General features: G+C 67.9%; 18 protein-coding genes. 6 read left to right on the top strand and 12 right to left on the bottom strand.

The annotated features are described in order from the left end of the window. Window positions 1-6 precede the first annotated feature (6 nt). Window positions 7-960, top strand: coding sequence for a DUF692 domain-containing protein (locus ACPUER_RS20505; protein ID WP_175963609.1), 954 nt, complete (start codon window positions 7-9; stop codon window positions 958-960). Window positions 961-977: 17 nt separating this feature from the next. Next, the gene (locus ACPUER_RS20500) at window positions 978-1781 is read left to right on the top strand and encodes a DNA-binding domain-containing protein (RefSeq protein WP_175963608.1); all 804 of its coding nucleotides are present in this window, start codon (window positions 978-980) and stop codon (window positions 1779-1781) included. 531 nt (window positions 1782-2312) lie between these two features. Here ACPUER_RS20500 and ACPUER_RS20495 read toward each other — a convergent pair. Beyond that, a complete protein-coding gene (locus ACPUER_RS20495) occupies window positions 2313-2885 on the bottom strand; it encodes a hypothetical protein (RefSeq protein ID WP_425131984.1) in 573 nt (190 codons plus the stop codon). A 161-nt stretch (window positions 2886-3046) separates the two neighbouring features. On the opposite strand from ACPUER_RS20495, the gene ACPUER_RS20490 reads away from it, so the two are divergent. Next, complete coding sequence (locus tag ACPUER_RS20490) at window positions 3047-3583, top strand: peroxiredoxin family protein (RefSeq protein WP_175963606.1); 537 nt, start codon at window positions 3047-3049, stop codon at window positions 3581-3583. A 96-nt stretch (window positions 3584-3679) separates the two neighbouring features. Here the strand turns inward: ACPUER_RS20490 and ACPUER_RS20485 are convergent, their stop codons facing one another. The 9 genes from ACPUER_RS20485 to ACPUER_RS20445 all read right to left on the bottom strand — a co-directional run bounded on the left by ACPUER_RS20485 (window position 3680) and on the right by ACPUER_RS20445 (window position 16813). Next, on the bottom strand, window positions 3680-5035 hold the full coding sequence (locus ACPUER_RS20485; protein ID WP_034179129.1) for a sigma-54-dependent transcriptional regulator: 1356 nt from the start codon (window positions 5033-5035) through the stop codon (window positions 3680-3682). Between the two features lie 80 nt (window positions 5036-5115). Next, window positions 5116-7116: a sensor histidine kinase gene (locus ACPUER_RS20480; protein WP_425131983.1), complete on the bottom strand. Its 2001-nt coding sequence runs from the start codon at window positions 7114-7116 to the stop codon at window positions 5116-5118. 4 nt (window positions 7117-7120) lie between these two features. After that, window positions 7121-8410 carry a dicarboxylate/amino acid:cation symporter gene (locus ACPUER_RS20475; protein WP_034179131.1) on the bottom strand — a complete coding sequence of 430 codons (1290 nt, stop codon included), beginning with the start codon at window positions 8408-8410 and terminating at the stop codon, window positions 7121-7123. 397 nt (window positions 8411-8807) lie between these two features. Further along, window positions 8808-10493, bottom strand: a complete 1686-nt coding sequence (locus ACPUER_RS20470) for a cation acetate symporter (protein WP_175963603.1) — start codon at window positions 10491-10493, stop codon at window positions 8808-8810. An 11-nt stretch (window positions 10494-10504) separates the two neighbouring features. After that, entirely contained in the window at window positions 10505-10810 is a 306-nt protein-coding gene (locus ACPUER_RS20465; protein ID WP_014895931.1) for a DUF485 domain-containing protein, read from the bottom strand. A 239-nt stretch (window positions 10811-11049) separates the two neighbouring features. Continuing rightward, window positions 11050-12255, bottom strand: a complete 1206-nt coding sequence (locus ACPUER_RS20460; RefSeq protein WP_310135319.1) for a CaiB/BaiF CoA-transferase family protein — start codon at window positions 12253-12255, stop codon at window positions 11050-11052. A gap of 30 nt (window positions 12256-12285) precedes the next feature. Then, window positions 12286-13434: an acyl-CoA dehydrogenase family protein gene (locus ACPUER_RS20455; protein WP_425131982.1), complete on the bottom strand. Its 1149-nt coding sequence runs from the start codon at window positions 13432-13434 to the stop codon at window positions 12286-12288. Window positions 13435-13448: 14 nt separating this feature from the next. Beyond that, window positions 13449-14657: an acyl-CoA dehydrogenase family protein gene (locus ACPUER_RS20450; RefSeq protein ID WP_425131981.1), complete on the bottom strand. Its 1209-nt coding sequence runs from the start codon at window positions 14655-14657 to the stop codon at window positions 13449-13451. 29 nt (window positions 14658-14686) lie between these two features. Beyond that, a complete protein-coding gene (locus ACPUER_RS20445; protein WP_425131980.1) occupies window positions 14687-16813 on the bottom strand; it encodes a 3-hydroxyacyl-CoA dehydrogenase NAD-binding domain-containing protein in 2127 nt (708 codons plus the stop codon). 152 nt (window positions 16814-16965) lie between these two features. Between ACPUER_RS20445 and ACPUER_RS20440 the strand changes: the two genes are divergently transcribed. The 3 genes from ACPUER_RS20440 (at window position 16966) to ACPUER_RS20430 (ending at window position 21976) form a co-directional block, all read left to right on the top strand. Then, window positions 16966-17928 carry a LysR family transcriptional regulator gene (locus ACPUER_RS20440; protein ID WP_425131979.1) on the top strand — a complete coding sequence of 321 codons (963 nt, stop codon included), beginning with the start codon at window positions 16966-16968 and terminating at the stop codon, window positions 17926-17928. A 70-nt stretch (window positions 17929-17998) separates the two neighbouring features. Continuing rightward, window positions 17999-19873, top strand: coding sequence for a gamma-glutamyltransferase (gene ggt / locus ACPUER_RS20435; RefSeq protein WP_425131978.1), 1875 nt, complete (start codon window positions 17999-18001; stop codon window positions 19871-19873). A 348-nt stretch (window positions 19874-20221) separates the two neighbouring features. Then, complete coding sequence (locus tag ACPUER_RS20430; RefSeq protein WP_425131977.1) at window positions 20222-21976, top strand: YadA family autotransporter adhesin; 1755 nt, start codon at window positions 20222-20224, stop codon at window positions 21974-21976. 152 nt (window positions 21977-22128) lie between these two features. Here ACPUER_RS20430 and ACPUER_RS20425 read toward each other — a convergent pair whose 3' ends face one another. Then, the gene (locus tag ACPUER_RS20425; protein ID WP_425131976.1) at window positions 22129-23097 is read right to left on the bottom strand and encodes an ABC transporter permease subunit; all 969 of its coding nucleotides are present in this window, start codon (window positions 23095-23097) and stop codon (window positions 22129-22131) included. Then, window positions 23094-23891: a taurine ABC transporter ATP-binding protein gene (locus ACPUER_RS20420; protein ID WP_425131975.1), complete on the bottom strand. Its 798-nt coding sequence runs from the start codon at window positions 23889-23891 to the stop codon at window positions 23094-23096. The genes ACPUER_RS20425 and ACPUER_RS20420 overlap by 4 nt, the downstream gene beginning before the upstream one ends. Between the last annotated feature and the right edge of the window lie 23 nt (window positions 23892-23914).

Raw genomic sequence — 23914 nt, 5'->3', positions numbered from 1 at the left:
CGCCGCATGATTGAACTTCGAAGGGGTGCGGCCGGACACCAACTGGGATTCGGTGTCGGGCTGCGCAACCAGCATTTCGACCACATCTTGACAACGCGGCCGCCGGTCGATTGGTTCGAAGCGATCTCGGAGAATTTCATGGATTCGGGTGGACGGCCGCGCGCCGTCCTGCGACAGATCGCTGAGCGATATCCGATCGTGCTACACGGTGTATCGATGTCGATCGGCAGTACCGACCCGCTCGATCGCGACTATCTAGCCCGCTTGCGGCGGCTGGCCGACGAGGTATCGGCGCGCTGGGTCAGCGACCATCTGTGCTGGACCGGCGCGCTCGGGATCAACAGTCATGATCTCCTTCCGCTGCCGCTCAACGAAAGGACGCTCGAGCATGTGAGCGCCCGGGTCGTCGCGGCACAGGAGTTACTGGGACGGCCGTTGGTGTTGGAAAATCCCAGCACCTATGTCCGCTTTCGCCAGTCGACTACGGACGAACCCACCTTTCTGCGCGAGCTCAGCCGCGCAACGGGCTGCTGGCTGCTTCTCGATGTCAACAACGTTTATGTCAGCTGCTTCAATGCCGGCACCGATCCAATGGATTACCTGAACCAGTTCCCATTCGATCGCGTCGTGCAATTGCATTTGGCGGGACATCAGCATTGCGGCACTCATATCGTCGACACGCATGATCGCCCGGTTTCTCCTGCGGTGTGGAATCTGTTCCGCCTGGCTTGGCAACGCAGCGAGCAAGCTGCCACTTTGCTCGAATGGGATGGCGATGTGCCGGCCTTTGAGCGCGTGCACGCCGAATTGATGCGGGCGCGACAGATCATCGACGGCGACGCGCCCACCCGAGTCGAAGCTACCGGGCGGCCGCAGCCAGACAACGTCGAGGCCGTGTCCACCCCAGTTGCGTTCCTCGTGCCCGAGATCATGAGCAACAGCGCCGTGTGCTCGTCATGAACGCAGGAGACGATCGCTTGCAGTCGCTGCAACGCTGGATGCTCGACGCGCTGATCGCACCGGATGGCACCGATGCCGACACCATCGCCGACACGTTTCTACCGGGGCCGAATCTGTCATCCTCGGCTTGTCTGGCGATCTATCAGCGCAGCTATATTCTGCGCTTGCGAAAATGTTTGGAAGAGCAGTTTCCCGCCAGCCGCCACAGTTTGGGAAGCGCTCTTTTTGCCGATTTCGCCGACGAATATCTGCGGACGTATCCGTCCGACAGCTACACGCTGCACGAACTCGGTCGGCGCTTTCCGGAATGGCTCGAGGACAATCGTCCTGATCGGGACCAACCGCCGGAAAGACGCGAGTCATGGATCGACTTCATGATCGACCTGGCCGCTTATGAGCGCGATTTGTACCGCCTGTTCGACGCACCGGGCCACGAGGGACTGCCCTGGCCCGACGCGTCGGTCGACGATGAGGCACTGATCCTCCAGCCTTGCTTGGCTCTGATCGAGTATCGCTATCCTGTCGCCTGGTATTACCACGAGGTTCGCGCCGGCCGCTCGCCACGGTTTCCCGCTGCCAAGGATTCCTATGCGGTGATCCTACGTCGCGACTTTCTCACCCACACTTTTCCGGTCACCCGCCTACACCATCGATTCTTGTCGCTGGTGGAACGAACCCGACACGTCCCAACATCGATCAAGGCAATCGCGGTCGAGGCGGAGTATCCCGTTGATGAGGTATGGCGATCCTGGCGCCACGAGGTACGCCACCCTTGGCTAGAGGCGGGCTTCTTCATCGAGAGGGCGGTACTGGAAGGCTAACGGAACGCTGCCAGGCTTTAGATTCGTACAGCAACGGAGGAATGCGGGTGCCTCCGATGACTCTCAGCGGCCATGAAGAGACATTGGACGAACTCGGAAGGACTGTCGACAATCCACCCCTCGTCTGCGGCGGCTCGATGGCGGACTCGTTAGTGTATTCACGCTATCCGCTATCGGCGCGTGCTTACGTCGCTCTGAGCGCCCTTGGAGGACAAAATCCGGCTGTCAAGACTTGACTTATGCACAATTCCACGAATCTGACCCCGGATCACGGCTTGCCGGGGCCTTTCCGGCACGGAATCCATATCCCTTTGTTTTTATTGACTTTTCACAAAACAGGAACAAGCCGCGAAACGGGCCGGAGGGCCGTCCGGCGCGGCTTGGCGGGAAATCCGGCCGACTTTTCAACAAAGTTATCCACATGCGCTGTGGATAGCCGAAAAAACCTCGCAAAATCCGGTGACTAGCGCAGAAAGCTGCGAATGAACTTTCAGTTGTCACACAGTGTCTGAGCGCCCTCTCCGGCCGTCGTCAATCGAGTTTGAACGAGCCGAAAAACTGGTCGAACTGCTCCTGGGCGATCGGCCCGTCGGCGATCACGACAGCCTGGTACGCGTGCCGGCCGCGCGCGGCAAGCCGCGCGACGATCGTCTTGCGTGCGCGATCGCCGCCGGCCGCCGCACCCGCGATGCGCAATTCGAGCCCGTTCACCGCGCCGCCGGCCGCCAGCGGCACGGGCACCGAAGCCGTCTGCGGCGCACCCTCGAGATTGCGCGACAGCCCGGCGCGCAGGAACTCGAGCGCCGCGCGGCGCGTGTCGTCGCGGTCGTCGGGCAGCGTCAGCGTGCCGACCGCGAACACCGCGCCGTCGACGTGCGCGGCCTGCATCCGCATCGGCATCGACGTGCCGCCGAGCGCAACCGGCTGCTCCTCGACGGTTGGCTTCGCCGGCAGGTCGATCGTGTAGCCGGCGTCGTTGTGCAGCGTGCGCCAGTCGTACGACGGCGAGCACGCGGCCAGCACGGCGCTCGCGCAGGCGAGCGCGGCGAAGTGTCGCAGCGGACGAAACAGGGGGCGCAACGAATCGAAGACTTCCTTCGGCATGGCGTGGATCGGGCAGGCAAAACGGCCATTATCCGCCGAACGTGAAAACCGGGATGCGTGGTGGCCGCCGGTGCGCGCACCGCATTCGCGCTAAAATGAGCGACGATTTCGACGTCCTTTGCATCGATCCGCGTCATCGACCGACTCCGAGAGCCCCGCAGATGAACACCACGCCTCCCGCCCGCCGCAGCGCCGGCCCTGTCCGCTACATCGTCGCCGCCGTCGTCGTCGCGGCCATCGCCGTAGCCGGCTTCTTCGCGTTCAACGGCAAGTCCAGCGCGCCGGACGCGACGTTCACGCTGCTGTCGGGCCAGAAGGTCTCGACCGCCGGCGACCTGAAGGGCAAGGTCTATCTCGTGAACTTCTGGGCGACGAGCTGCGCGACCTGCATGCAGGAAATGCCGCAGATGGTCGATACCTATAACCGCTTCAAGGGTCAGGGTCTGGAATTCGTCGCGGTCGCGATGAACTACGATCCGCCGATGTACGTCGCGAACTACGCGCAGACGCGCCAGCTGCCGTTCAAGGTTGCGCTCGACGACGGCAGCGTCGCGAAGCAGTTCGGCAACGTGCAGCTCACGCCGACGACCTTCGTCGTCGACAGGAACGGCAAGATCCTGAAGCGCTACGTCGGCGCACCGCAGTTCGCGGAACTCGATGCGCTGCTCAAGAAGGCGCTCGACAGCAACGCTGCCTGAGCGCCGCCCGACAACGCTCGAAGGGCCGCGCGCAGCGCCCTTCCCCGCCAACGGACCGCACGACCGGCCAGCCCGGTTCCGCGGTCCGTTTGCTTTTCAGCGCTCGGTTTCGCCTTTCGCCGACAGCCCGTAGCGCTTCATCTTCTCGTACAGCGTCGCCTTGCCGACATGCAGCCGGTCGGCGGTCGCGGCGACCGCGCCGCCCGTCTGGTTCAGTGCCTCGGCGATCACCGCGCGCTCGAACTGCTCGATGCGCTCCTTCAGCGTCTGCTCGTTGTCGGCAGCGTCGCCGCCCGCGCCCGTTTCCTGCGGCATGTCGGCCACGCCGAGCACGAAACGGTCGGCCGCGTTGTGCAGTTCGCGCACGTTGCCGGGCCAGTCGCGCTGCATCAGGCTCGCGCGCTGCCGGTCGGTCAGCACGGGCGCGGGCCGCCCGTAGCGCACGGCCGCATCGAGCATGAAGTGCTCGAACAGCGGCACGATGTCCTCACGGCGCTCGGCGAGCGGCGGCAGCGCGATCGTCACGACGTTGAGCCGGTACAGCAGGTCGCGCCGGAACGTGCCGGCCGCGACGAGCTCGCTCATGTCGCCCTTCGCGGCCGCGACGACGCGGCAGTTCACGCGGATCGGCTGGTTCGAGCCGAGCCGCTCCAGCACGCCGTCCTGCAGCACCCGCAGCAGCTTCACCTGCAGCGCGAGCGGCATGCTTTCGATTTCGTCGAGGAACAGCGTGCCGCCGGACGCGTATTCGAGCTTGCCGACGCGCCGCTTCGCGGCGCCGGTGAACGCGCCGGGCTCGTAGCCGAACATCTCCGACTCGAACATCGGCTCGGGCAGCGCGCCGCAATTCACCGCGATGAACGGCTTGTCGCGGCGCGGCGACAGCTCGTGCAGGCTGCGCGCGATCAGTTCCTTGCCGGCGCCGGTGTCGCCGTTGATCAGCACCGACGCGTCGGTGGGCGCGACGTTCGCGATCAGCTTGCGCACCTGCTCGATCGCGGGGCTGCGGCCGATGATGCGCGGCGCGACGACGTTCTGCCCGGCCAGTTCGCGCCGCAGCGCATGGTTCTCGAGCACGAGCTCGCGCCGCTCGAGCGCACGGCGCACCGTCTCGATCAGGCGCTCGGCCGCGAACGGCTTTTCGATGAAGTCGTATGCGCCGTCGCGCATCGCCTGCACGGCCATCGAGATGTCGCCGTGCCCGGTGACGAGGATCACGGGCACGTCGGGCACGCGCTCGCGGCACTGCGCGAGCACGTCGAGCCCGCTTGCGCCGGGCAGCCGGATGTCGCTGACGATCGCGCCCGCGGTGTCCGCGACGATCGCCTTCTCGGCCGCTTCGGCCGACTCGAAGCCGGCGACGTCGAAGCCCGCCAGCTGAAGGCTCTGCACGCTCGCCCGGCGAACGAGCGCATCGTCTTCGATATAGATCACTTGCAGCCGGTTGGCCATCGTACTCACTTGCTCCTGACGGGCCGCGCGGCAGGGTTGCGCGCGCGGCGGCGTTGATGCCGGTCGTTCGCCGACCGGGCCTAGTGCGAGCCCGCCGGCTCGGACACGGAGTCCGGATGATGCGTGCGCGCGCGCCGCAGCGTCAAGACGAACAGCGCGCCGCCCGACGGCGCGTTGCGCGCGGTCAGCGCACCGCCCGCGTCGCTCGCGATCGACGACGAAATCGCGAGGCCGAGCCCGAGCCCGCGCCCCATTTCCTTGGTCGTGAAGAACGGCTCGAACAGGCGCGGCAACAGGTCGGGCGCGATGCCGGGGCCGTTGTCGCGCACCTCGACCGCGAGCGTCGCGGCCGACACCGAGATCGTCACTTCGATCGCGGGCGCCGCGATGCCCGCGACCGCGTCGAGCGCATTGCCGAGCAGGTTGATCAGCACCTGCTCGAGGCGCAGGTCCTCGCAACGCGCGACGAGCTCGGGGTAGTCGCGCGCCAGATCGAGCGGCACGCCGTGCGCGGGCGATACGGTCGCGTCCTGCAGCGTCAGCGTAAGCGCGACGCCACGCAGGCGATCGCCGAGCAGCGACAGCACGCTGCGCAGCGCACGCACGACGAGCGCCCGCTCGTTGCGCGGCTTCGCGCGGCCGACGAACAGCTTCAACTGGTTCGTGATCTTGCCCATCCGCTCGGTGAGCGCGGCGATCGCCTCGAGGTTCTCGCGCGCGGCCGCCTGCTCGCCGCGATCGAGCAGCACGCGCGTGTTGTCCGAGAAGCTGCGCAGCGCCGCGAGCGGCTGGTTCAGTTCGTGCGTGATGCCGGCCGCCATCTGGCCGAGCGCGGCCAGCTTGCTCGCCTGGATCAGTTCGTCGTGCGCCGCGCGCAGCTCCTGCTCCGCGCGGATCCGGTCGCCGACTTCCTTCTGCAACTGCTCGTTCGCTTCCGACAGGTCGGCCGTGCGCTCCTCGACGCGCCGGTTCAGCTCCGCGTACGCCTGCTGCAACAGCGCGCGACCGCGGATCATTTCGCGCACGCGCGCGCGGCGCATCCGCCAGTAGAACGCGAGCAGCGCGACCGACACGAAGCCGAAGCCCGTGACGATCGTCGCGTTGCGCGCATCGGCGTCGATGGGCGCGATCGGCGCGAGCGTGACGAGCAGCCAGTCGGGCTCGCCGATCCGCCGCTTGCTGGCCAGGAAACGCGGCGCGCGCAGGCCCGCGCCGAGGCGCACGATCTCCGCATCGGCGCCGAGCGTCTGCTCGATGCGCAGCGGCAGCGGCGTGACGGGCTGCTGCGCGTACTGGCGCGTCTCGTAGATCGACGCGGCCACGGGCCCCGTCAACGGCCGCAGCGTGTGGTACTTCCACGCGGGCACCGACGACAGGAACACGACGCCGTGATCGTCCGCGACGACGAGCGGCTCGGACGCATCGGCGCCCTGGAACCATTCGAGATTGAGCTTCACGACGACGACGCCCGCGATCTTGCCGTCGCGCCACACGGGCTGCGAGATGTAGTAGCCGGGATCGCGCGAGATCGTGCCGATCCCGAAGAAGCGGCCGACCCGGCCGTTCATCGCGTCGAGGAAGTAGGGGCGGAAACGGTATTCGATCCCGACGAAGCTGTCGGGCGCGCGCCAGTTGCTGGCGGCGACGCACAGGCCGTCCGCGCCGATCACGTAGGTGACGGTCGCGTGCGCGTGTTCGTTGAGATCTTCGAGATAGCGGTTGACGCGCGCGGTGTAGTCGCCGCGCTTCGGCTCGGCGAGCAGGTCCTGCACATACGGATGGCTGCCGAGCAGATAGGGCAGCGATTCGTAGCGGTCGAGCGTGCTCTTGAGCGCGCTGGTGGTGCGGTCGACGCGCACCGCGGCGTTGCGCTGCAGCTCGGCGACGCCGCGTTGCCAGGTAATCGTCCACGTCAGCGCGCACGCCGCGACGAGCGCGGCGGCAAGCACGACGAGGATGAGCAGGCGGCGCGTCACGGTCGAGGCTTCCTGGCGATGCGGATCGCCTATTGTGTCATAGGCCTCCAGATTGCCGCCGCGTGCCGCGCCGCCGGCGGGCGGTGCCGCCGCCTGCTCCTTCATGACGTCAGACGCCGGCCGTCTCGGTCGCCGAAACCTCGCCGCCGCCCTTCAGCGCCTGGCGCAGCTTGTTGCGGTCGAGCTCCTTCTCCCAGGCGGACACGACGACCGTCGCGACGCCGTTGCCGACGATGTTGGTCAGCGCACGGCATTCGCTCATGAAGCGGTCGATGCCGAGGATCAGCACCATGCCCGACAGCGGGATCGTCGGCACGACGGCCAGCGTCGCGGCGAGCGTGATGAAGCCCGCGCCCGTCACGCCGCTCGCGCCTTTCGACGTCAGCATCGCGACCGCCAGCAGCGTGAGCTGCTGCATCCACGTCAGTTCGATGTTGGTCGCCTGCGCGATGAACAGCACGGCCATCGTCATGTAGATGTTGGTGCCGTCGAGGTTGAACGAATAGCCGGTCGGCACGACGAGGCCGACGACCGAACGCGAGCAGCCGGCCTTCTCGAGCTTTTCCATCAGCTGCGGCAGCGCGGCTTCCGACGAGCTCGTGCCGAGCACGATCAGCAGCTCTTCCTTGATGTAGGACACGAAGCGGATGATCGAGAAGCCCGTGAAGCGCGCGATCGCGCCGAGCACGACGAGCACGAACACGACCGACGTCAGGTAGAACGTGCCGATCAGCTTGAGCAGCGGCACCAGCGAGCCGACGCCGTACTTGCCGATCGTGAACGCCATCGCGCCGAACGCGCCGATCGGCGCCAGCTTCGTGACGATGTGCACGATGCCGAACAGCACGCGCGTGAGCCCGTCGATGAAGTCGGTGACGACCTTGCCGCGTTCGCCGAGGTGCGCGAGCACGCTGCCGAACAAGAGCGCGATCAGCAGGATCTGCAGGATTTCGCCCTGCGCGAACGCGTCGACCATCGTGTTCGGGATGATGTGCATCAGGAAGTCGACCGTCGACTGCCCGTGCGCCTTCGCCGCGTACGACGCGACGGCCTTGCCGTCGAGCGTCGCCGGATCGATGTTGAAGCCGACGCCCGGACGCAGGATGTGCGTGGCCGCGAGGCCGAGCAGCAGCGCGAAGGTCGACACGACCTCGAAGTACAGCAGCGCCTTGCCGCCGACGCGGCCGACCTTCTTCATGTCCTCCATGCCGGCGATGCCGGTGACGACCGTACAGAAGATGATCGGACCGATCACCATCTTGATCAGCTTGATGAACCCGTCGCCGAGCGGCTTCATGTCGGTGGCGAGCGCCGGGTAGTAGTGGCCGAGGATCACGCCGACGATGATGGCGAAGATCACCTGCACATAGAGCACTTTGTAGAAGGGTTTCTTCTTCACGATGGTTCCTGCTGAAGTAGATGAGCCGGTGGAAACGGCGTCACGCGCGCAGGCGAATGCCAGGGGAGTCATTCGCCCGCGCGGCTGCCGTGCCGCAACAAGCGATGCCTCACGACATCCGGAGGGGGAGGAAGGCAGTGGTCATCGATTGTCTCCTGTGGACCCGAGTCGGCGTTTCGGCGCTTACCGGATCTCATGCAACGCTTGGTTTAATAGTCCGGCCGGGGGATGGCCGTGCGCTTTATAACGCAAGGTCGATGCCAGGTTTCCGTAACCCCTCAAACCATTGTTTTCATTGTATTTCTCATAATGCGGCAGGCAAGGAAATCCGGGATTCCGGATTTCCGGAAAATATCCGTCCGGCGATCCGGACGGACCAGCACATTTGTCAGACCCATCAGTGCTGCACGGCCTCGCCGGCCAGCAGGCCGGTTTGCGCGTAGAACTCCTGCTGCGCGAACGCGTCGCGCTCGCGCCGCGCGCGCTCGCTGCGATCCGCGAGCGAGCCGACGACGATCCCGATGAACGCGAGCGGCACCGACACGAGCGCCGGGTTGTCGAGGAACACCGGCGCGTGCGCGTGGTGCAGCACGTCGACCCACACCGACTTCGACAGCACCGTGAGCACCACCGCCGACGCGAGGCCGAGGCCGCCGCCGAGCACCGCGCCGCGCGTCGTCATGCCGCGCCAGAAGATCGACATCGCGAGCACCGGGAAATTCGCGCTCGCGGCCACCGCCGCGACGAGCCCGACCATGAACGCGACGTTCACGTGCTCGAACAGGATCGACAGCCCGATCGCGACGGCCGACAGCACGATCGTCGCCGCGCGCGAGATGCGCATCTCGAGGCGCTCGTCGGGCTTGCCGCGCGCCCACATCTGCGCGTACAGGTCGTGCGAGATCGTCGTCGCGCCGGCGAGCGTCAGGCCCGCGACCACCGCGAGGATCGTCGCGAACGTGACGGCCGCGATAAAGCCGTAGAACCAGTTCCCGCCGACCGCCTGCGCGAGCTTCACCGCGACCATGTTCGAGCCGCCGAGCAGGTCGTGCGTGAGGTTGAACGTGCCGTTCGCGCCGAGCTTGAAGAACTCGGGATGCTGCGCGAGCAGCACGATCGCCGAGAAGCCGATCACGAAGGTCAGCAGGTAGAAGTAGCCGATGAAGCCGGTCGCGTAGAGCACCGACTTGCGCGCCTCCTTCGCGTTCGGCACCGTGAAGAAGCGCATCAGGATGTGCGGGAAGCCGGCCGTGCCGAACATCAGCGCGATGCCGAGCGACAGCGCGTTGGCCGGATCGCGGATCAGCTTGCCGGGCCCCATGATGCCGAGCGCGCCCGGATGCACGGCCACCGCGCGGCGGAACATCTCGTCGACGCTGAAGCCGAATTCGCCGAGCGCGAGCAACACGAGCAGCGTCGCGCCGCACAGCAGCAGCACGGCCTTGATCACCTGCACCCAGGTGGTCGCGGTCATCCCGCCGAAGAACACGTAGACCACCATCAGCACGCCGACGATCAGCTCCGCCGTGCCGTACGACAGCCCGAACAGCAGCTGGATCAGCTTGCCCGCGCCGACCATCTGCACGACGAGGTACAGCACGACGATCGTCAGCGCGTTCGCGGAAGTCAGCAGCCGGATCGGCCGCTGCGCGAAGCGGTACGCGACGACGTCGACGAACGTGAACTTGCCGAGGTTGCGCAGCGGTTCGGCGATCAGGAACATCACGAACGGCCAGCCGACCAGAAAACCGATCGAATAGATGAGCCCGTCGAAGCCGAACATGAACACCATCCCGGACAACCCGAGGAATGACGCAGCCGACATGTAGTCGCCCGCGATCGCGAGCCCGTTCTGCAGCCCGGTGATGCCGCCGCCGGCCGTGTAGAAGTCGCGCGTCGAGCGCGTGCGGCGCGCGGCCCAGCGCGTGAGCGCGAGCGTCGCGAACACGAACGCGAAGAACATCCCGATCGCGACCGGGTTCAGCTCGACCTTGTCGGGCATCGGGCCTGCGACCGATACCGCATGGGCGGCGGAGGAAACGAGAACGGCAAGCGCGCCGAGCGCGATCGATGTGCGTCGCATGTCGGCCTCCGTCAGGAACGCTGCAGGATTGCGTCGACCCGGCGGTCGAACGCACGATTCGCGCGCAGCACGTAGCACGCGGTCAGGCCGATCGCGACCAGGATGATCGCGACGCCCGCGGCGATCCCGACCGTCGTCGTCGCGCCGCGATACAGCGGCGCCGCGAGCACGTGCGGCGCAAGCGCGACGAGCAGGATGAAGCCGTAGTAGGTCGCGATCATCAGCGCCGTCAGCGTGAAGCTGAAGCGGCGCCGCGCACGCACGAGTTGCTGGTAGTCGCGGCGCGCCGTGACCGATTCGATGACGGAAAGCTCCATGGTGTCTCCTATGTCGACCAGAGTTAGCGCTTTAGCGCTTACTCTGGTCCCATGCTTCGCGGTGGACCGAAGTTGGCGCTTTGGCGCCTTACTCCGGTCCCATGCTTCGCGGTCGACCGGAATCGGCGCTTCAGCGCTTGCTCCAGTCCCCGCAGGGCGCCCCGTCGTTTCGCGAGGCTTGTCTTGTAGATGGCCGGCGCGTCAACCGCCCCGCCCGCGCCGCGGCGGCAAATATCGATTCAGACCACGCGATCCGCGCGCAGACGCGCGACCTCGTCGGCCGACATCCCGAGCCAGGCGCCGAGCACCGCGTCCGTATCGGCGCCCAGCACCGGCGGCGCGCCGCGCACCGGCAGCCGCGCGCCGTCGAAGCGGTACGGCGGCGCGAGCACGTCGACACCGCCCGCGACCGGATGCGGCTGCCGCGTGACGAGCCCCGCACTGGTCGCACGCTCGGACCTCAACGCTTCGTGCAGCCCGAGCACCTCGCCGCACGGGATGCCCGCGTCGGCGAGCGCCGCAAGCAGCGTCGCGCGCGACCGGCGCGCGAGTTCGCGGCGAAGCTCGGGCAGCAAGTCCGCGCGGTTTTCCGAGCGGCCGAGATTGGTCTTGTAGCGCGCATCGGCCGCGAGGTCGGGGCGCTCGATCGCATCGCAGAAGCGCGCGAACTGCGTGTTGTTGCCAACGGTGATCACGAGCGGGCCGTCGGCCGCATCGAACACGCCGTACGGCACGATCGACGGATGCGCGTTGCCGTAGCGCGGCGGGTCCTCGCCCATCAACAGCGCGTCGAGCCCGTAGTACGCGGTGATCATCAGCCCGCAGTCGAACAGCGCCATCTCGATGCGCCGCCCGCGCCCGGTCGCATGGCGCTCGTACAGCGCGGCGAGGATCGCCTGCGCCGAATACATGCCGGTGAACAGGTCGACCGCGGCGACGCCGAACTTCAGCGGCGGCTGGCCGGCCTCGCCGTTCAGCGCCATCAGCCCGGCCTCGCCCTGCACGACGAGGTCGTAGCCGGGCCGCGCGGCCTCGGCACCCGAACGGTCGTAGCCGGAAATCGCGCAGTGCACGAGGCGCGGGTTCAGTTCGGCCAGCGCGTCGTAGCCGAGGCCGAGCTTTTCCGCGCCGCCGAACTTGAAGTTGTGGATCAGCACGTCGGCCTGCGCGGCCAGCTCGCGCGCGACGCGCTGCCCGGCTTCGGTCTGCAGGTCCACGCAGATCGAACGCTTGCTGCGATTCACGCTGTTGAAGTAGGTCGTCTCGGTATCGCCGATCCGCAGCCCCCAGTCGCGCGTGTCGTCGCCGCGCGCCGGATGCTCGACCTTGATCACTTCCGCGCCGAAATCGGCGAGCACCATCGCGCACCACGGGCCCGCGAGCACGCGCGAGAAATCGAGCACCTTCACGCCGGCCAGCGGCAATGCGCGCGGTTCGTTCGTCATTCTTGTCTCCTCCGTTCGCGTTGTCCGCTTTTAGTGTTTCGACAGCGCGATGTAGCGCGCGAGATGGTGATCCTCGTCGCCGAGCTGGTGATCGATCATCACGAGGCGCTTCGCGTAATGCGACAGCGGCAGCTCCCACGTCATCCCGATGCCGCCGTGCAACTGGATGCTCTCCTCGGCGACGAGTGTGCCGATCCGGCCGATGCTGTATTTCGCTGCCGCGAGCGCACGTTCGCGCACCGCGCGCGGCGCATCGAGCTGCGCAGCCGCGTTGATCACGGCCGAACGCGCCTGCTCGACTTCGAGCAGCAGGTCGGCCATCCGGTGCTGCAGCGCCTGGAAGCTGCCGATCGGCAAACCGAACTGCTTGCGCGTGCGCAGGTGGTCGAGCGTGTGTTCCTTCGCGACGTCCATCGCGCCGAGCGCTTCCGCCGACAGCGCGAGCAGCCCGTAACCGAGCACGCGTTCGAGCAGCGCCGCGCCCGCCTCGCCGCCACCGTCGCCGTCCGGCCCGCCGAGCGCGGCATCGATCGGCAGCGCAACGCGATCGAAACGCACCTCGGCCGCGCGACCGCCGTCGATCTTCCGGTAATCGCGCAGCGATACGCCCGGCGCATCGGCCGGCACGACGAACAGGCCGATGCCGGCCGCATCGTCGTCATGACCGGACGTGCGCGCGCTGACGACGAAGAACGCCGCCTGCGCGGCCTGGTCGACGACGCCCTTCGCGCCCGTCAGCACCCAGCCGTCGCCCGAGCGTTCGGCGCGCGTGCGCACGGTCGTCAGTTCGTAGTGCGAGCCCGGCTCGTCGTGCGCGAACGCGGCGCTCGCGCTGCCGTCGATCAGCGCCGCGAGCTTGTCGCGATGCGCATCGCCGCCGGCGAGCGACAGCGCGCGGCCAGCCAGCAGCGCGCCGAGAAACGGCTCGACGACGAGCCCGCGCCCGAGGCATTCGAACACCACGGCGATGTCGAAGCCCGCGCCGCCGAAGCCGCCGTCGGCTTCGGGAAACAGCGCGCCGACCGTGCCGAGCTCGGCAAAGCGCTGCCACATCGCGCGATCGAAGCCTTCGGCCGACTGCGCGATGCGATCGCGCACCGGGAACGCGTACTGTTCGGCGATGAAGCGGTTCAACGTGTCCGCCAGCATCCGGCGGTCTTCTGTGTGCTGGAAATCCATCGTCGCGCTCCTCGTTACAGCCCGAGCATCATCTTCGCGATGATGTTCTTCTGGATCTCGTTCGAGCCGCCGAAGATCGACAGCTTCCGGTTGTTGAAGTACTGCTGCGCGGCGCTCGCGGCGTCGTCCGGGCCGACCGGTTCGCCGTCGTAGTCCGCATCGAGCGCTTCGTCGACGAACGGCAGCGCGTACGGCCCCATCGCGCGCCGCATCAACGACGCGATCTCCTGGCGGATCTGCGTGCCGCGGATCTTCAGCATCGAGCTTTCCGCGCCCGGCGCGCCGCCGCCCGCGACCGCGGCCAGCACGCGCAGGTTGGTCGTGCGCATGTTCTCGAGCTCGATCTCGACACGCGCGACGCGCGCTGAGAAAAACGGATCGTCCGCGAGCGGCTTGCCGTTCTTCGTCACCTTCGCGGCGACCGCGCGTAGCCGGTCGAGCGCGGCCGTCGAGAAGCCGATCCCGGCGATGTTGGTGCGCTCGTACGTGAGCAGGTATTTCGCGTAGGTCCAGCCGCGGTTTTCTTCACCGACGAGGTTTTCCGCCGGCACGCGCACGTCGGTGAAGAACACCTCGTTCACTTCATGCTCGCCGTCGAGCGTGATGATCGGGCGCACGTCGACGCCCGGCGTGTTCATGTCGATCAGCAGGAAGCTGATGCCCTCCTGCTTGCGCACGTCGGTCGCGGTGCGCACGAGGCAGAAGATCATGTTCGCGTAGTGGCCGAGCGTGGTCCACGTCTTCTGGCCGTTCACGATGTAGTGCTCGCCCTGCGCGTCGATGCCGCGCACCGCGCTCGTCTTCACCGCCGCGAGATCGGAACCGGCGCCCGGTTCCGAGTAGCCCTGGCACCACCAGTCGCTGCCATCGAGGATGCGCGGCAGCCAGCGGCGCTTTTGCGCTTCGTTGCCGTACTTGATCAGCACGGGGCCGAGCATGTTCACGCCGAACGGCACGATGCGCGGCGCACCCGCGAGCGCGCATTCGTTGTCGAACAGGAACTTCTGCGCGACGCTCCAGCCGGGGCCGCCGTATTCGCGCGGCCAGTGGCTCGCGAGCCAGCCGCGCGCGTTGAGTGTCGCGTGCCATTCGCGCATGTCGTCGCGCGTGAGGTGCAGGCCGCCCTTCACCTTGCGCGCGATGCGCTCGGGCAATTCGGCTTGCAGGAAGCGCTGCACTTCCGTGCGGAAGGCTTCCTCTTCGGGAGTGAAATCGAGGTTCATCTTCGGTCCGTTGCGAATGCGGTTGGCGGTCAGTCGATGCGGTTCAGGCTCGCGAAATCGGCGCCGCGCGCGACGAGTTCGACGATCAGCGGCGACGGCTTCCAGAACAGCGGATCCTCCTTCGCGAACGCGCGGATATCAGCGAGCACGTTCGCGAGACCGAGCGTGTCCGCGTAGTGCATCGGGCCGCCGCGATAGCGCGGGAAACCGTAGCCGTACAGGAACACCGCGTCGACATCGAGCGGGCGCAGCGCGATCTTCTCGTGCACGACGTTCGCGCCTTCGTTGATCATCGCGGCGAGGTAGCGGCGCAGGATCTCGTCGTCGGTGAACGTGCGCGGCGTGACGCCCTTCTTCGCGCGTTCTGCCGCGACGATCGCTTCGACTTCCGGGTCCGGCGTGCCGACGCGCGCGCCGTCCGGATACAGGTAGTAGCCGCGCGACGTCTTTTGCCCGAACCAGCCGCGCTCGCACAGCCGGTCGGAAATCTCGACATAGCGCGCGCGCGGATCGCGTGTCGCCGCGCGGCGCTTGCGGGTCGCCCAGCCGATGTCGCCGCCCGCGAGATCGACCACCTGGAATGGCCCCATCGGGAAGCCGAATTCGCGCACCGCGCGATCGATCTGGTACGGCGACGCGCCGTCTTCCATCAGGTAGTCGGCCGCCGTGCGATAGACGGCGAGGATCCGGTTGCCGATGAAGCCGTCGCATACGCCCGCGCGCACCGGCGTCTTCTTCAGTTGTTTGGCGAGCGCGAACGCGGTCGCGACGACGTCCGCGCTCACGCGCGCCGGCACGACGATCTCGAGCAGCTTCATCACGTTGGCCGGCGAGAAGAAATGCAGGCCGATCACGTCGGCCGGGCGGTCGATGCTCGCGGCCAGTTCGTCGATGTCGAGATACGACGTGTTGGTCGCGAGCACCGCGCCCGGCTTGCAGACGCGCGCGAGCTCGGCGAACACGGCCTTCTTCACGGCCATGTCCTCGAACACGGCCTCGATCACGACGTCGGCCTGCGCGAGCGCGTCGTACGACGTGCTGCCCTTGAAGCGCGCAAGCCGCGCCGCGTGCGCGGCCGGCGTCATCCGCCCTTTCGCGACGAGGCCGTCGTACACCTTCTCGACGTGCGCGCGGCCGCGCGCGAGCGACGCTTCATCGCGTTCGATCATCGTCACCGGCAGCCCGGCGTCGAGCGCCGCGACCGCGATGCCCGCGCCCATCGTGCCGCCGCCGACCACGCCGATCCGCTCGACCGGCCGCGCGCTCGCACGCCGCGCCTCGGGTGCCTTCGCGGCTTCGCGCTCCGCGAAGAACGCGTGCACGAGGCCCGCGCGCTGCGGGCTGTCGATGCACTGCAGGAACAGGCTGCGTTCGAACTTCATCCCCGCGTCGAACGACTGCGTGAGCGCGGCCTCGACCGCTTCGACGATCTTCGCCGGCGAGAACAGCCCGCGCGACTTCTTCGGCAGTTCCGCGCGCGCCGCGTCGATCGCGGCCTGCGCGGCCGCGCGATCGGCGAGCCCCTGCGCATCGCGCGTGCGGCGCACCGGCGCGCCGAGCGACACGAGTTCCTGCGCATAGGCAAGGCCTTCGGCGAGCGTGTCGTCGCTGTGCGCGACGCGATCGACGAGGCCGAGCGCGAGCGCTTCGTCGGCACTCGCGTGGCGGCCCGTCAGCATCAGGTCGAGCGCGGCCTTCGCGCCGATCAGGCGCGGCGCGCGCTGCGTGCCGCCCGCGCCGGGCAGCAGGCCGAGCGTGACTTCGGGCAGCCCGAGCTTCGCGCCGGGCACCGCGAGCCGGTAATGCGCGGCCAGCGCGACTTCGAGCCCGCCGCCGAGCGTCGCGCCGTGCAGCGCGACCACGACCGGCTTCGCGCTGGACTCGATCCGCTCGCACACGTCGGGCAGCGACGGCGGCACCGGCGGCTTGCCGAATTCGCGAATGTCGGCGCCCGCGATGAAGTTGCGCCCGGCGCCGACGATCAGCACCGCGCGGATCGCGTCGTCGGCCTGCGCGGCGTCGAGCGCGTCGGCGAGACCGCGCCGCACGTCGGCGGACAGCGCGTTGACGGGCGGGTGGTCGATCGTGACGATGAGCACCTTGTCGCGCCGCTCGCGCGTGACCGTGCCGGTTTGGGGTGGGGTAGGTGAATTCATGGTGTCTCCTGTCTCTCTATGCACCAGACATGCACCGATTCTCGATTGATCGAGATTCATTGACAATTCCCGCACGCCTTTACAAGCTGTCAAGTCTGACTTGACACTGAATGCTTTCCGACCGTTAAACGGGACGGATCAGGAGCATACGCATGGACCTGAACGCGCTGACGCTGCTCGTCGAGATCCTCGACGCCGGCAATCTCAGCAAGGCCGCGCAGCGGCTCAAGATGAGCCGCGCGAACGTCAGCTACCGGCTGAACCAGCTCGAGCGCTCGATCGGCCAGCAGCTCGTGCGGCGCACGACGCGGCGCATCGAGCCGACCGAGATCGGGCTGAAGCTGTACGAGCACGGCCGGCGCATCCGCAACGAGCTGCTCGCCGCGGAGGAATCGGTGACGACGCTCGGCCAGGACCTGCAGGGCCGCGTGCGGCTGTCGGTGCCGAGCGGCTATGGGCAGATGGTGATGTCCGAATGGCTGCTCGCGTTCAAGCGGCTGCATCCGGGCATCGTGCTCGACGTCGTATTCGAGAACCGCGTGGAAGACCTGATGCGTGACGAGATCGACATCGCGGTGCGCGTGATGCCCGAGCCGCCGCAGAACCTCGTCGCGCGCGACATGGGCGCGGTGCGCTACGTCGCGTGCGCGTCGGCCGCATTCGCGGCCACGCACGGGATGCCCGCGAGCCTCGGCGCGCTGGCCGCCGCGCCGGTCGTCACCGCGACGGTGATGGGCCGCCAGCTCAGGATCGCCGCGTATCTCGGCGACGAGCGCCACGAGGTGCTGCTCGAGCCGACGCTGATTTCGGAGAACTTCCTGTTCCTGCGCCAGGCGATCCTCGCGGGGATCGGCGTCGGCATCGTGCCCGACTACGTGATGCAGGACGACATGCGGCGCGGCGCCGTCGTCACGTCGCTCGACGCGTACCGGCTCAGCATCTTCGGCACGCACATGTACATGCTCTACATGCCGAACCGGCACCACACGCGCGCGACGTCGACGTTCATAGAGTTCATCCTCGAACAGGCCGGAAAGGCCGGTCGGGGCGGGCCCGGCGCGATGCTTCAGGGTTTCCTGTCGGGTGACAATCCGCCGGCCGCGCGGCGACAATAGCGCGCCGGGCGCGCAGCCCCGTTGCGCCCGCACCATCGCTTCATTCGAATTCACTGCTGCCGAGGGTTCAATGTTCGACCGGATTCGTCCGCATTCGCGTCCCTGGACGCTGCTCGCCGCCATCGCGCTCGTCGCGTTCAACGCCGGCTGCGCGTCCCCGTCCGCGCCGTCGGGCGCCGTCGTCCCGGTTGCCCCCGCGTCGGGCGCCGCCGTCCCGCTGCCCGGCTTCCATGCGCCCGAGCTGTCGTCCGGCTGGGTCGACAAGCCGGGCTGGACTTCGCAGCACAGCATGATCGCGGCCGCGAACCCGCTCGCGACGCAGGCCGGCTACGAGATGCTGAAGGCCGGCGGCACCGCGATCGACGCCGCGATCGCGACTCAGATGGTGCTCGCGCTCGTCGAGCCGCAATCGTCGGGGATCGGCGGCGGCGCGTTCATGCTGTACTTCGACGGCAAGGCGGCGCAGGCGTACGACGGCCGCGAAACCGCGCCGGCCGCCGCGACCGACCGCCTGTTCTACGGGCCAACCGGGCAGCCGATGGGTTTCTACGAAGGCGTCGTCGGCGGTCGCTCGGTCGGCGCGCCGGGCGTGCTGCGCATGCTCGACGCCGCGCACCGCGCACACGGCAAGCTGCCGTGGCGCCGGCTGTTCCAGCCGGCGATCCGGCTCGCCGAGCACGGCTTCACGATCAGCCCGCGGCTCGCGATGCTGATCGCAAACGACAAGTACCTGAAGAACGATCCGGCCGCGCGCGCGTACTTCTACAACCCGGACGGCACGCCGAAGGCGGCCGGCACGGTGCTGAAGAACCCGGCGCTCGCGACCGTGCTGCGCCAGGTCGCCGAGCGCGGCGCGAACGCGTTCTATACCGGCGCGATCGCCCGCGACATCGTCACGAAGGTACGCAAGCACCCGACCAACCCGGGGCTGCTGTCGCTACAGGATCTCGCACGCTACAAGGCGAAGGTGCGCACGCCGCTGTGCGCCGACTACCGGCGCTCGGTCGTCTGCGGGATGCCGCCGCCGTCGTCGGGCGGCCTCGCGATCGCGCAGATGCTCGGCATCCTCGAGGCGATGCCCGACTGGCAGCAGATCGGCGCGCAGAAACCGGTGCGCAACGACGTCGGCTACGAGCCGACGCCGTTCGCCGCGCACCTGTTCAGCGAAGCCGGGCGCCTCGCGTATGCGGACCGCGCGCGCTATGTCGCCGATCCCGATTTCGTGCCGCTGCCGGGCGGCAACTGGGCGAGCCTCACCGACAAGTCCTACCTCGCGCAGCGCGCGCGGCTGATCGGCGACAGCAGCATGGGCGTCGCGCAGGCCGGCGCGCCGCAGGGCGCGACGCTCGCGATGGCCGACGATCGCAGCCCCGAATTGCCGTCGACGTCCGACATCGCGATCGTCGACCGCTACGGCCAGGCGCTGTCGATGACGACCAGCATCGAGGATGCGTTCGGCTCGCGGCTGATGGTGCGCGGCTTCATGCTGAACAACCAGCTCACCGATTTCTCGTTCGTGTCGAACGACAACGGCCGGCCGGTCGCGAACCGCGTGCAGCCCGGCAAGCGGCCGCGCTCGGCGATGTCGCCGGAGCTCGTGTTCGACAAGAAGACGAAGCAGGTGACGATGATCGTCGGCTCGGCCGGCGGCCCCGCGATCATCAATCACGTCGCGAAGACGCTGGTCGGCGTGCTCGACTGGGGCATGACGATGCAGCAGGCGATCGCGCTGCCGAACTTCGGGTCGATGAACGGGCCGACGCAGCTCGAGCGCGGCCGCGTGTCGGACGCGCTCGCCGACGGGCTGAAGGGCCGCGGGCACGACGTGCAGGTCGTCGAGATGAACTCGGGGCTGCAGGGGATCCAGCGGCTGAACGTGCAGGGGCAGACGGTGTGGTTCGGCGGCGCGGATCCGCGGCGTGAAGGAGTTGCGATGGGGGATTGAGCGGGTCCATGCGCGGCGGCGCGACGCACCGCCGCGATACCGTTCGCCCACCCCGCCGCGACGACATTTTGACTCGGCCGACGCGCGTCGGCCGCTTCCTGTTTGCGCGTCTTGTCCAATTACGACATCTCGATCGATACGCGATGTCCTGTCCCATACCGCCAACTTCAATTTCGTAACTGTCTGATCGACGACACATCAGCCGCTCCGTATAGTCGCTGACTCACGTCTCGGTCATTCGATCCCGGCGTGCAGTTCGCAGGCAACGGTACAACGTCCCGTTGCCGATGAAGCACATCGGCATTGACCGTCCGAATGCACGAAATCCATCATTCAGGACTACGATTCATGATTCGCCTCCTCGCCATGCCCTCCGGCAACGCACGCCCGCACGGTTCGACAAAACGGCAACGCCGGGCGGCCGCCCGCCTGTCCGTGCTGGCCCTCTCGACAGCCGCGTTCTTGCCCGGTTACAGCCATGCCGCCGATCTCGTTCTCGACAACCTGATCGTCAATTCCGGCACCGGCAACAATCCGACCGCGTCGGGTGCCGGCTCGATCGCCATCGGGCCCGGCGCGAAGGCGAACGGCGAGACCGGCGGCGACTACTCGGCGATCGCGATCGGCGCGCAGTCCGTCGCCGACGGACGGTCCACCGTTGCCGTCGGCGAACGGGCGAACGTCCACGGCGATCGCTCGAGCGCGTTCGGCGTCTCGTCGAACGTCAACGCGAACCGCGCCCTCGCGCTCGGCGCGGACACGACGGTCACCGCGCACGACGCGGTCGCGCTGGGACAGGGCAGCGTCGCCGATCGGGCGAACACCGTGTCGATCGGAAAAGCAGGCAACGAGCGCCAGCTCGTCAATCTCCGCGCCGGCACGCGCGACACCGATGCGACCAACCTGTCGCAACTCAAGCCTGTCGTCGAGGCGCTCGGCGGCGACGCCACGATCAACGCGGACGGGTCCGTGCGCGGCCCGAGCTACAAGATCGACGGCCAGACCTTCACCAATGTCGGCAGTGCGCTGACGAACCTCGACGGGCGCGTCTCGACGACCGAAGCCGACGTCAAGTCGATCCGCTACGACGTCAGCGATCTCGGCAATCGGCTCGACAACGGCACGACCGGCCTCGTGCGGCAGGATCCGGCCAGTCTCGCCATCTCGATCGGCGCCGACAAGGGCGGCGCATCGGTCAGTGTCGCCGGCACGAACGGCACGCGCACGCTGACCGGCCTGTCGAACGGCACCGGCGACACCGACGCCGTGACGGTCGCGCAGCTCAAGGCGGCCGGCCTGATCGACCCGAACGGCAAGCCGCTCGGCGCGATCGTGTACGACGACCTGACGCTCGGTAGCGCGACGCTCGGCGGTGTCGGCGGCACCTTGCTCAACAACGTCAGGGGAGGCGCAATCGCGGCCGGCAGCATGCAGGCCGTCAACGGTGGGCAACTCTTTGCGATGGAGCAGAAATTCCAGAACAGCGTCGATTCACTGAATTCTCGTCTGACGAATGTCGAACAGAACGGCACCGGCGTCAAACCGCCGACGGGCGAGCATGGCAACCAGTTGGCACAGCTCGGCGACGGCTCCGGAGCGACCGGATCGGATTCGATGGCGCTCGGCCAGAACTCGACCGCCTCAGGCAATGGCAGTGTCGCGATGGGGAACAATGCGAAGGCATCGGGCAATAATTCGGTCGCGCTCGGCGCGAATTCCGTCGCCGATCGCGACGACACGGTGTCCGTCGGCGCGCCTGGGCAGGAACGACAGATCACCAACGTCAAGGCCGGCACCGCGCCGACCGATGCCGTGAACGTGCAGCAGTTGAACGACAAGATCGGCAGCGTTCGATCCGACATCGATCACTACCGGCGCGACGCGAGCGGCGGCATCGCGTCCGCCGTCGCGATCGCGAACCTGCCGCAGGCGTCGCTGGCGGGCGAAAGCATGGTATCGGTTGCCGGCGGCACGTACAGCGGTCAGTCGGCCGTCGCGTTCGGTCTGTCGACTGCTACCCGCAACGGTCGCTGGGTCGTCAAGGCGTCCGGGTCGACCAATACACGAGGCACCGTGGCAGTCGGCGCCGGCTATCGCTGGTAAGCCGTCGCGGCATTGCCGACAGCATCATTCAGAACGGGCCGGGTTTCGATCGACACGAAACCTGACCCGTTCTGTTCGCGACCCTGTCCGCTCATCGCCGTCACGCCCCGCGCCATACACCGTGCGTACACTACCCGCGCGCCGTGCCGCCCCTATCCTCTCCCCTTCCACGGCACCACCCGCCGCTCGACCCACCGCATCGCGAGATCGAACAGCCACGCGATCGCGCCGATGATCAGGATGCCCATCACGACGATGTCGGTGCGCAAGAAGCTCGATGCGTTGAGCACCATCTGCCCGAGCCCGGCCGTCGCGGCGACCATCTCGGCCGCGACGAGCGTCGTCCAGCCGAACCCGATCGCGATCCGCAGCCCGGTGAGGATCTCCGGCAGCGCGGCCGGCAGCACCACGTGCCGCACGATCTGCGCGAAGCTGCCGCCGAGCGAATACGCGGCGTTGATCTGCTCGATCGTCGCCGCGCGCACGCCGGCGCGCGCGGCCATCGCGATTGGCGCGAAACATGCGAGAAAGATCACGACGAGCTTCGCCGTTTCGTCGATACCGAACCAGATCACGACGAGCGGCAGGTACGCGAGCGGCGGCAGCGGCCGGTAGAACTCCAGCAGCGGATCGAGCACGCCGCGCGCGACGCGGCTCACGCCCATCAGGATGCCGGCCGGCACGCCGATCGCGGTCGCGAGCAGGAATGCGCCGAACACACGCGCGGCGCTCCACAGCAGATGCTCGGACAGCGGCAGGCCGCCCTGGATGCGGCCGTGCCACGCGTCGACGAAGGCCGTCCATACGGCTTCCGGCGCGGGCAGGAACAACGGCGGCAGCCACTGGCGATGCGTCGCGACCCACCACAGCACGGCCAGCGCAGCGACCGTCGCCGCGCTCAGCCCTGCGGTCTTTCCTTGCCCCGGCAACCGGTAACGGTGCGACGCGCGCGTCGGGCGCGCCGCCGCGGGTCGCCGCGTCGTGTGTTCGTCCTGCTCGAAACCCGCGGCCGCGCGATCGGCCGTCCACGAATCCTGCGTGCTCATGCTGTCCTGCCTGTGCAAAGTGCTGATCCGACCGCGCCCGACGGACGCGCCCTGCCGCGCCAGCTCGCGCGTCACGCGGCTTCCCCGACGGCTTCGTCGCGATGCAGATACGCGATCAGCCGCTCGCGCCACCCGATGAAATCGGGCGACGACTTCACCGCGCGCGCATCGCGCGATTCGACGTAGCGTCGCGCGAACGGCAACTCGAAGGTTTCGGCGATCCGGCCCGGGCCCGGCGTCATCACGACGAGACGCGTCGCGAGGAACAGCGCCTCCTCGACGTCGTGCGTGATGAAGAACACCGTCTTGCCGGTGCGCGCCCACACGTCGAGCACGAGCGCCTGCATCGTGCCGCGCGTCATCGCGTCGAGTGCCCCCATCGGCTCGTCCATCAGCAGCACGCGCGGATCGCTTGCCAACGCGCGCGCGATGCCGACACGCTGCTGCATCCCGCCCGACAGTTCATACACGCGCGCATGCGCATGCTTGTCGAGCCCGACCAGCGCGAGCATCTCGCGCGCCCGCGCTTCGCGCTCGGCCTTCGACACGCGCGCGAAACGCAGCCCGAGCGCGACGTTGTCGAGCACGTCGAGCCACGGCAACAGCGCATATTTCTGGAACACGACGCCACGATCAGCACCGGGGCCCGAGACCGGCACGCCGTCGACGCGCACGTCGCCGGTCGTCGGCGCGACGAAACCGGCCATGCAGTTCAGCAGCGTCGTCTTTCCGCACCCGGACGCACCGAGCGCGACGACGAACTCACCGGCATCGATGCGCAGGTCGACGCGCGCGAGCGCCTGCGTCGTCGGCCGACCGCGCTCGCCCGGATAGGCAACCGATACCTGACGAACTTCCAGCGTGCTCATGAGCGATGCTCCGCGATGCGCTG

Source organism: Burkholderia sp. DN3021 (assembly GCF_049805555.1).
GTDB lineage: Bacteria > Pseudomonadota > Gammaproteobacteria > Burkholderiales > Burkholderiaceae > Burkholderia > Burkholderia pyrrocinia_C.
Note: the sequence above shows the minus strand (reverse complement) of the source record. Positions and strands in the feature narration are given on the sequence as shown.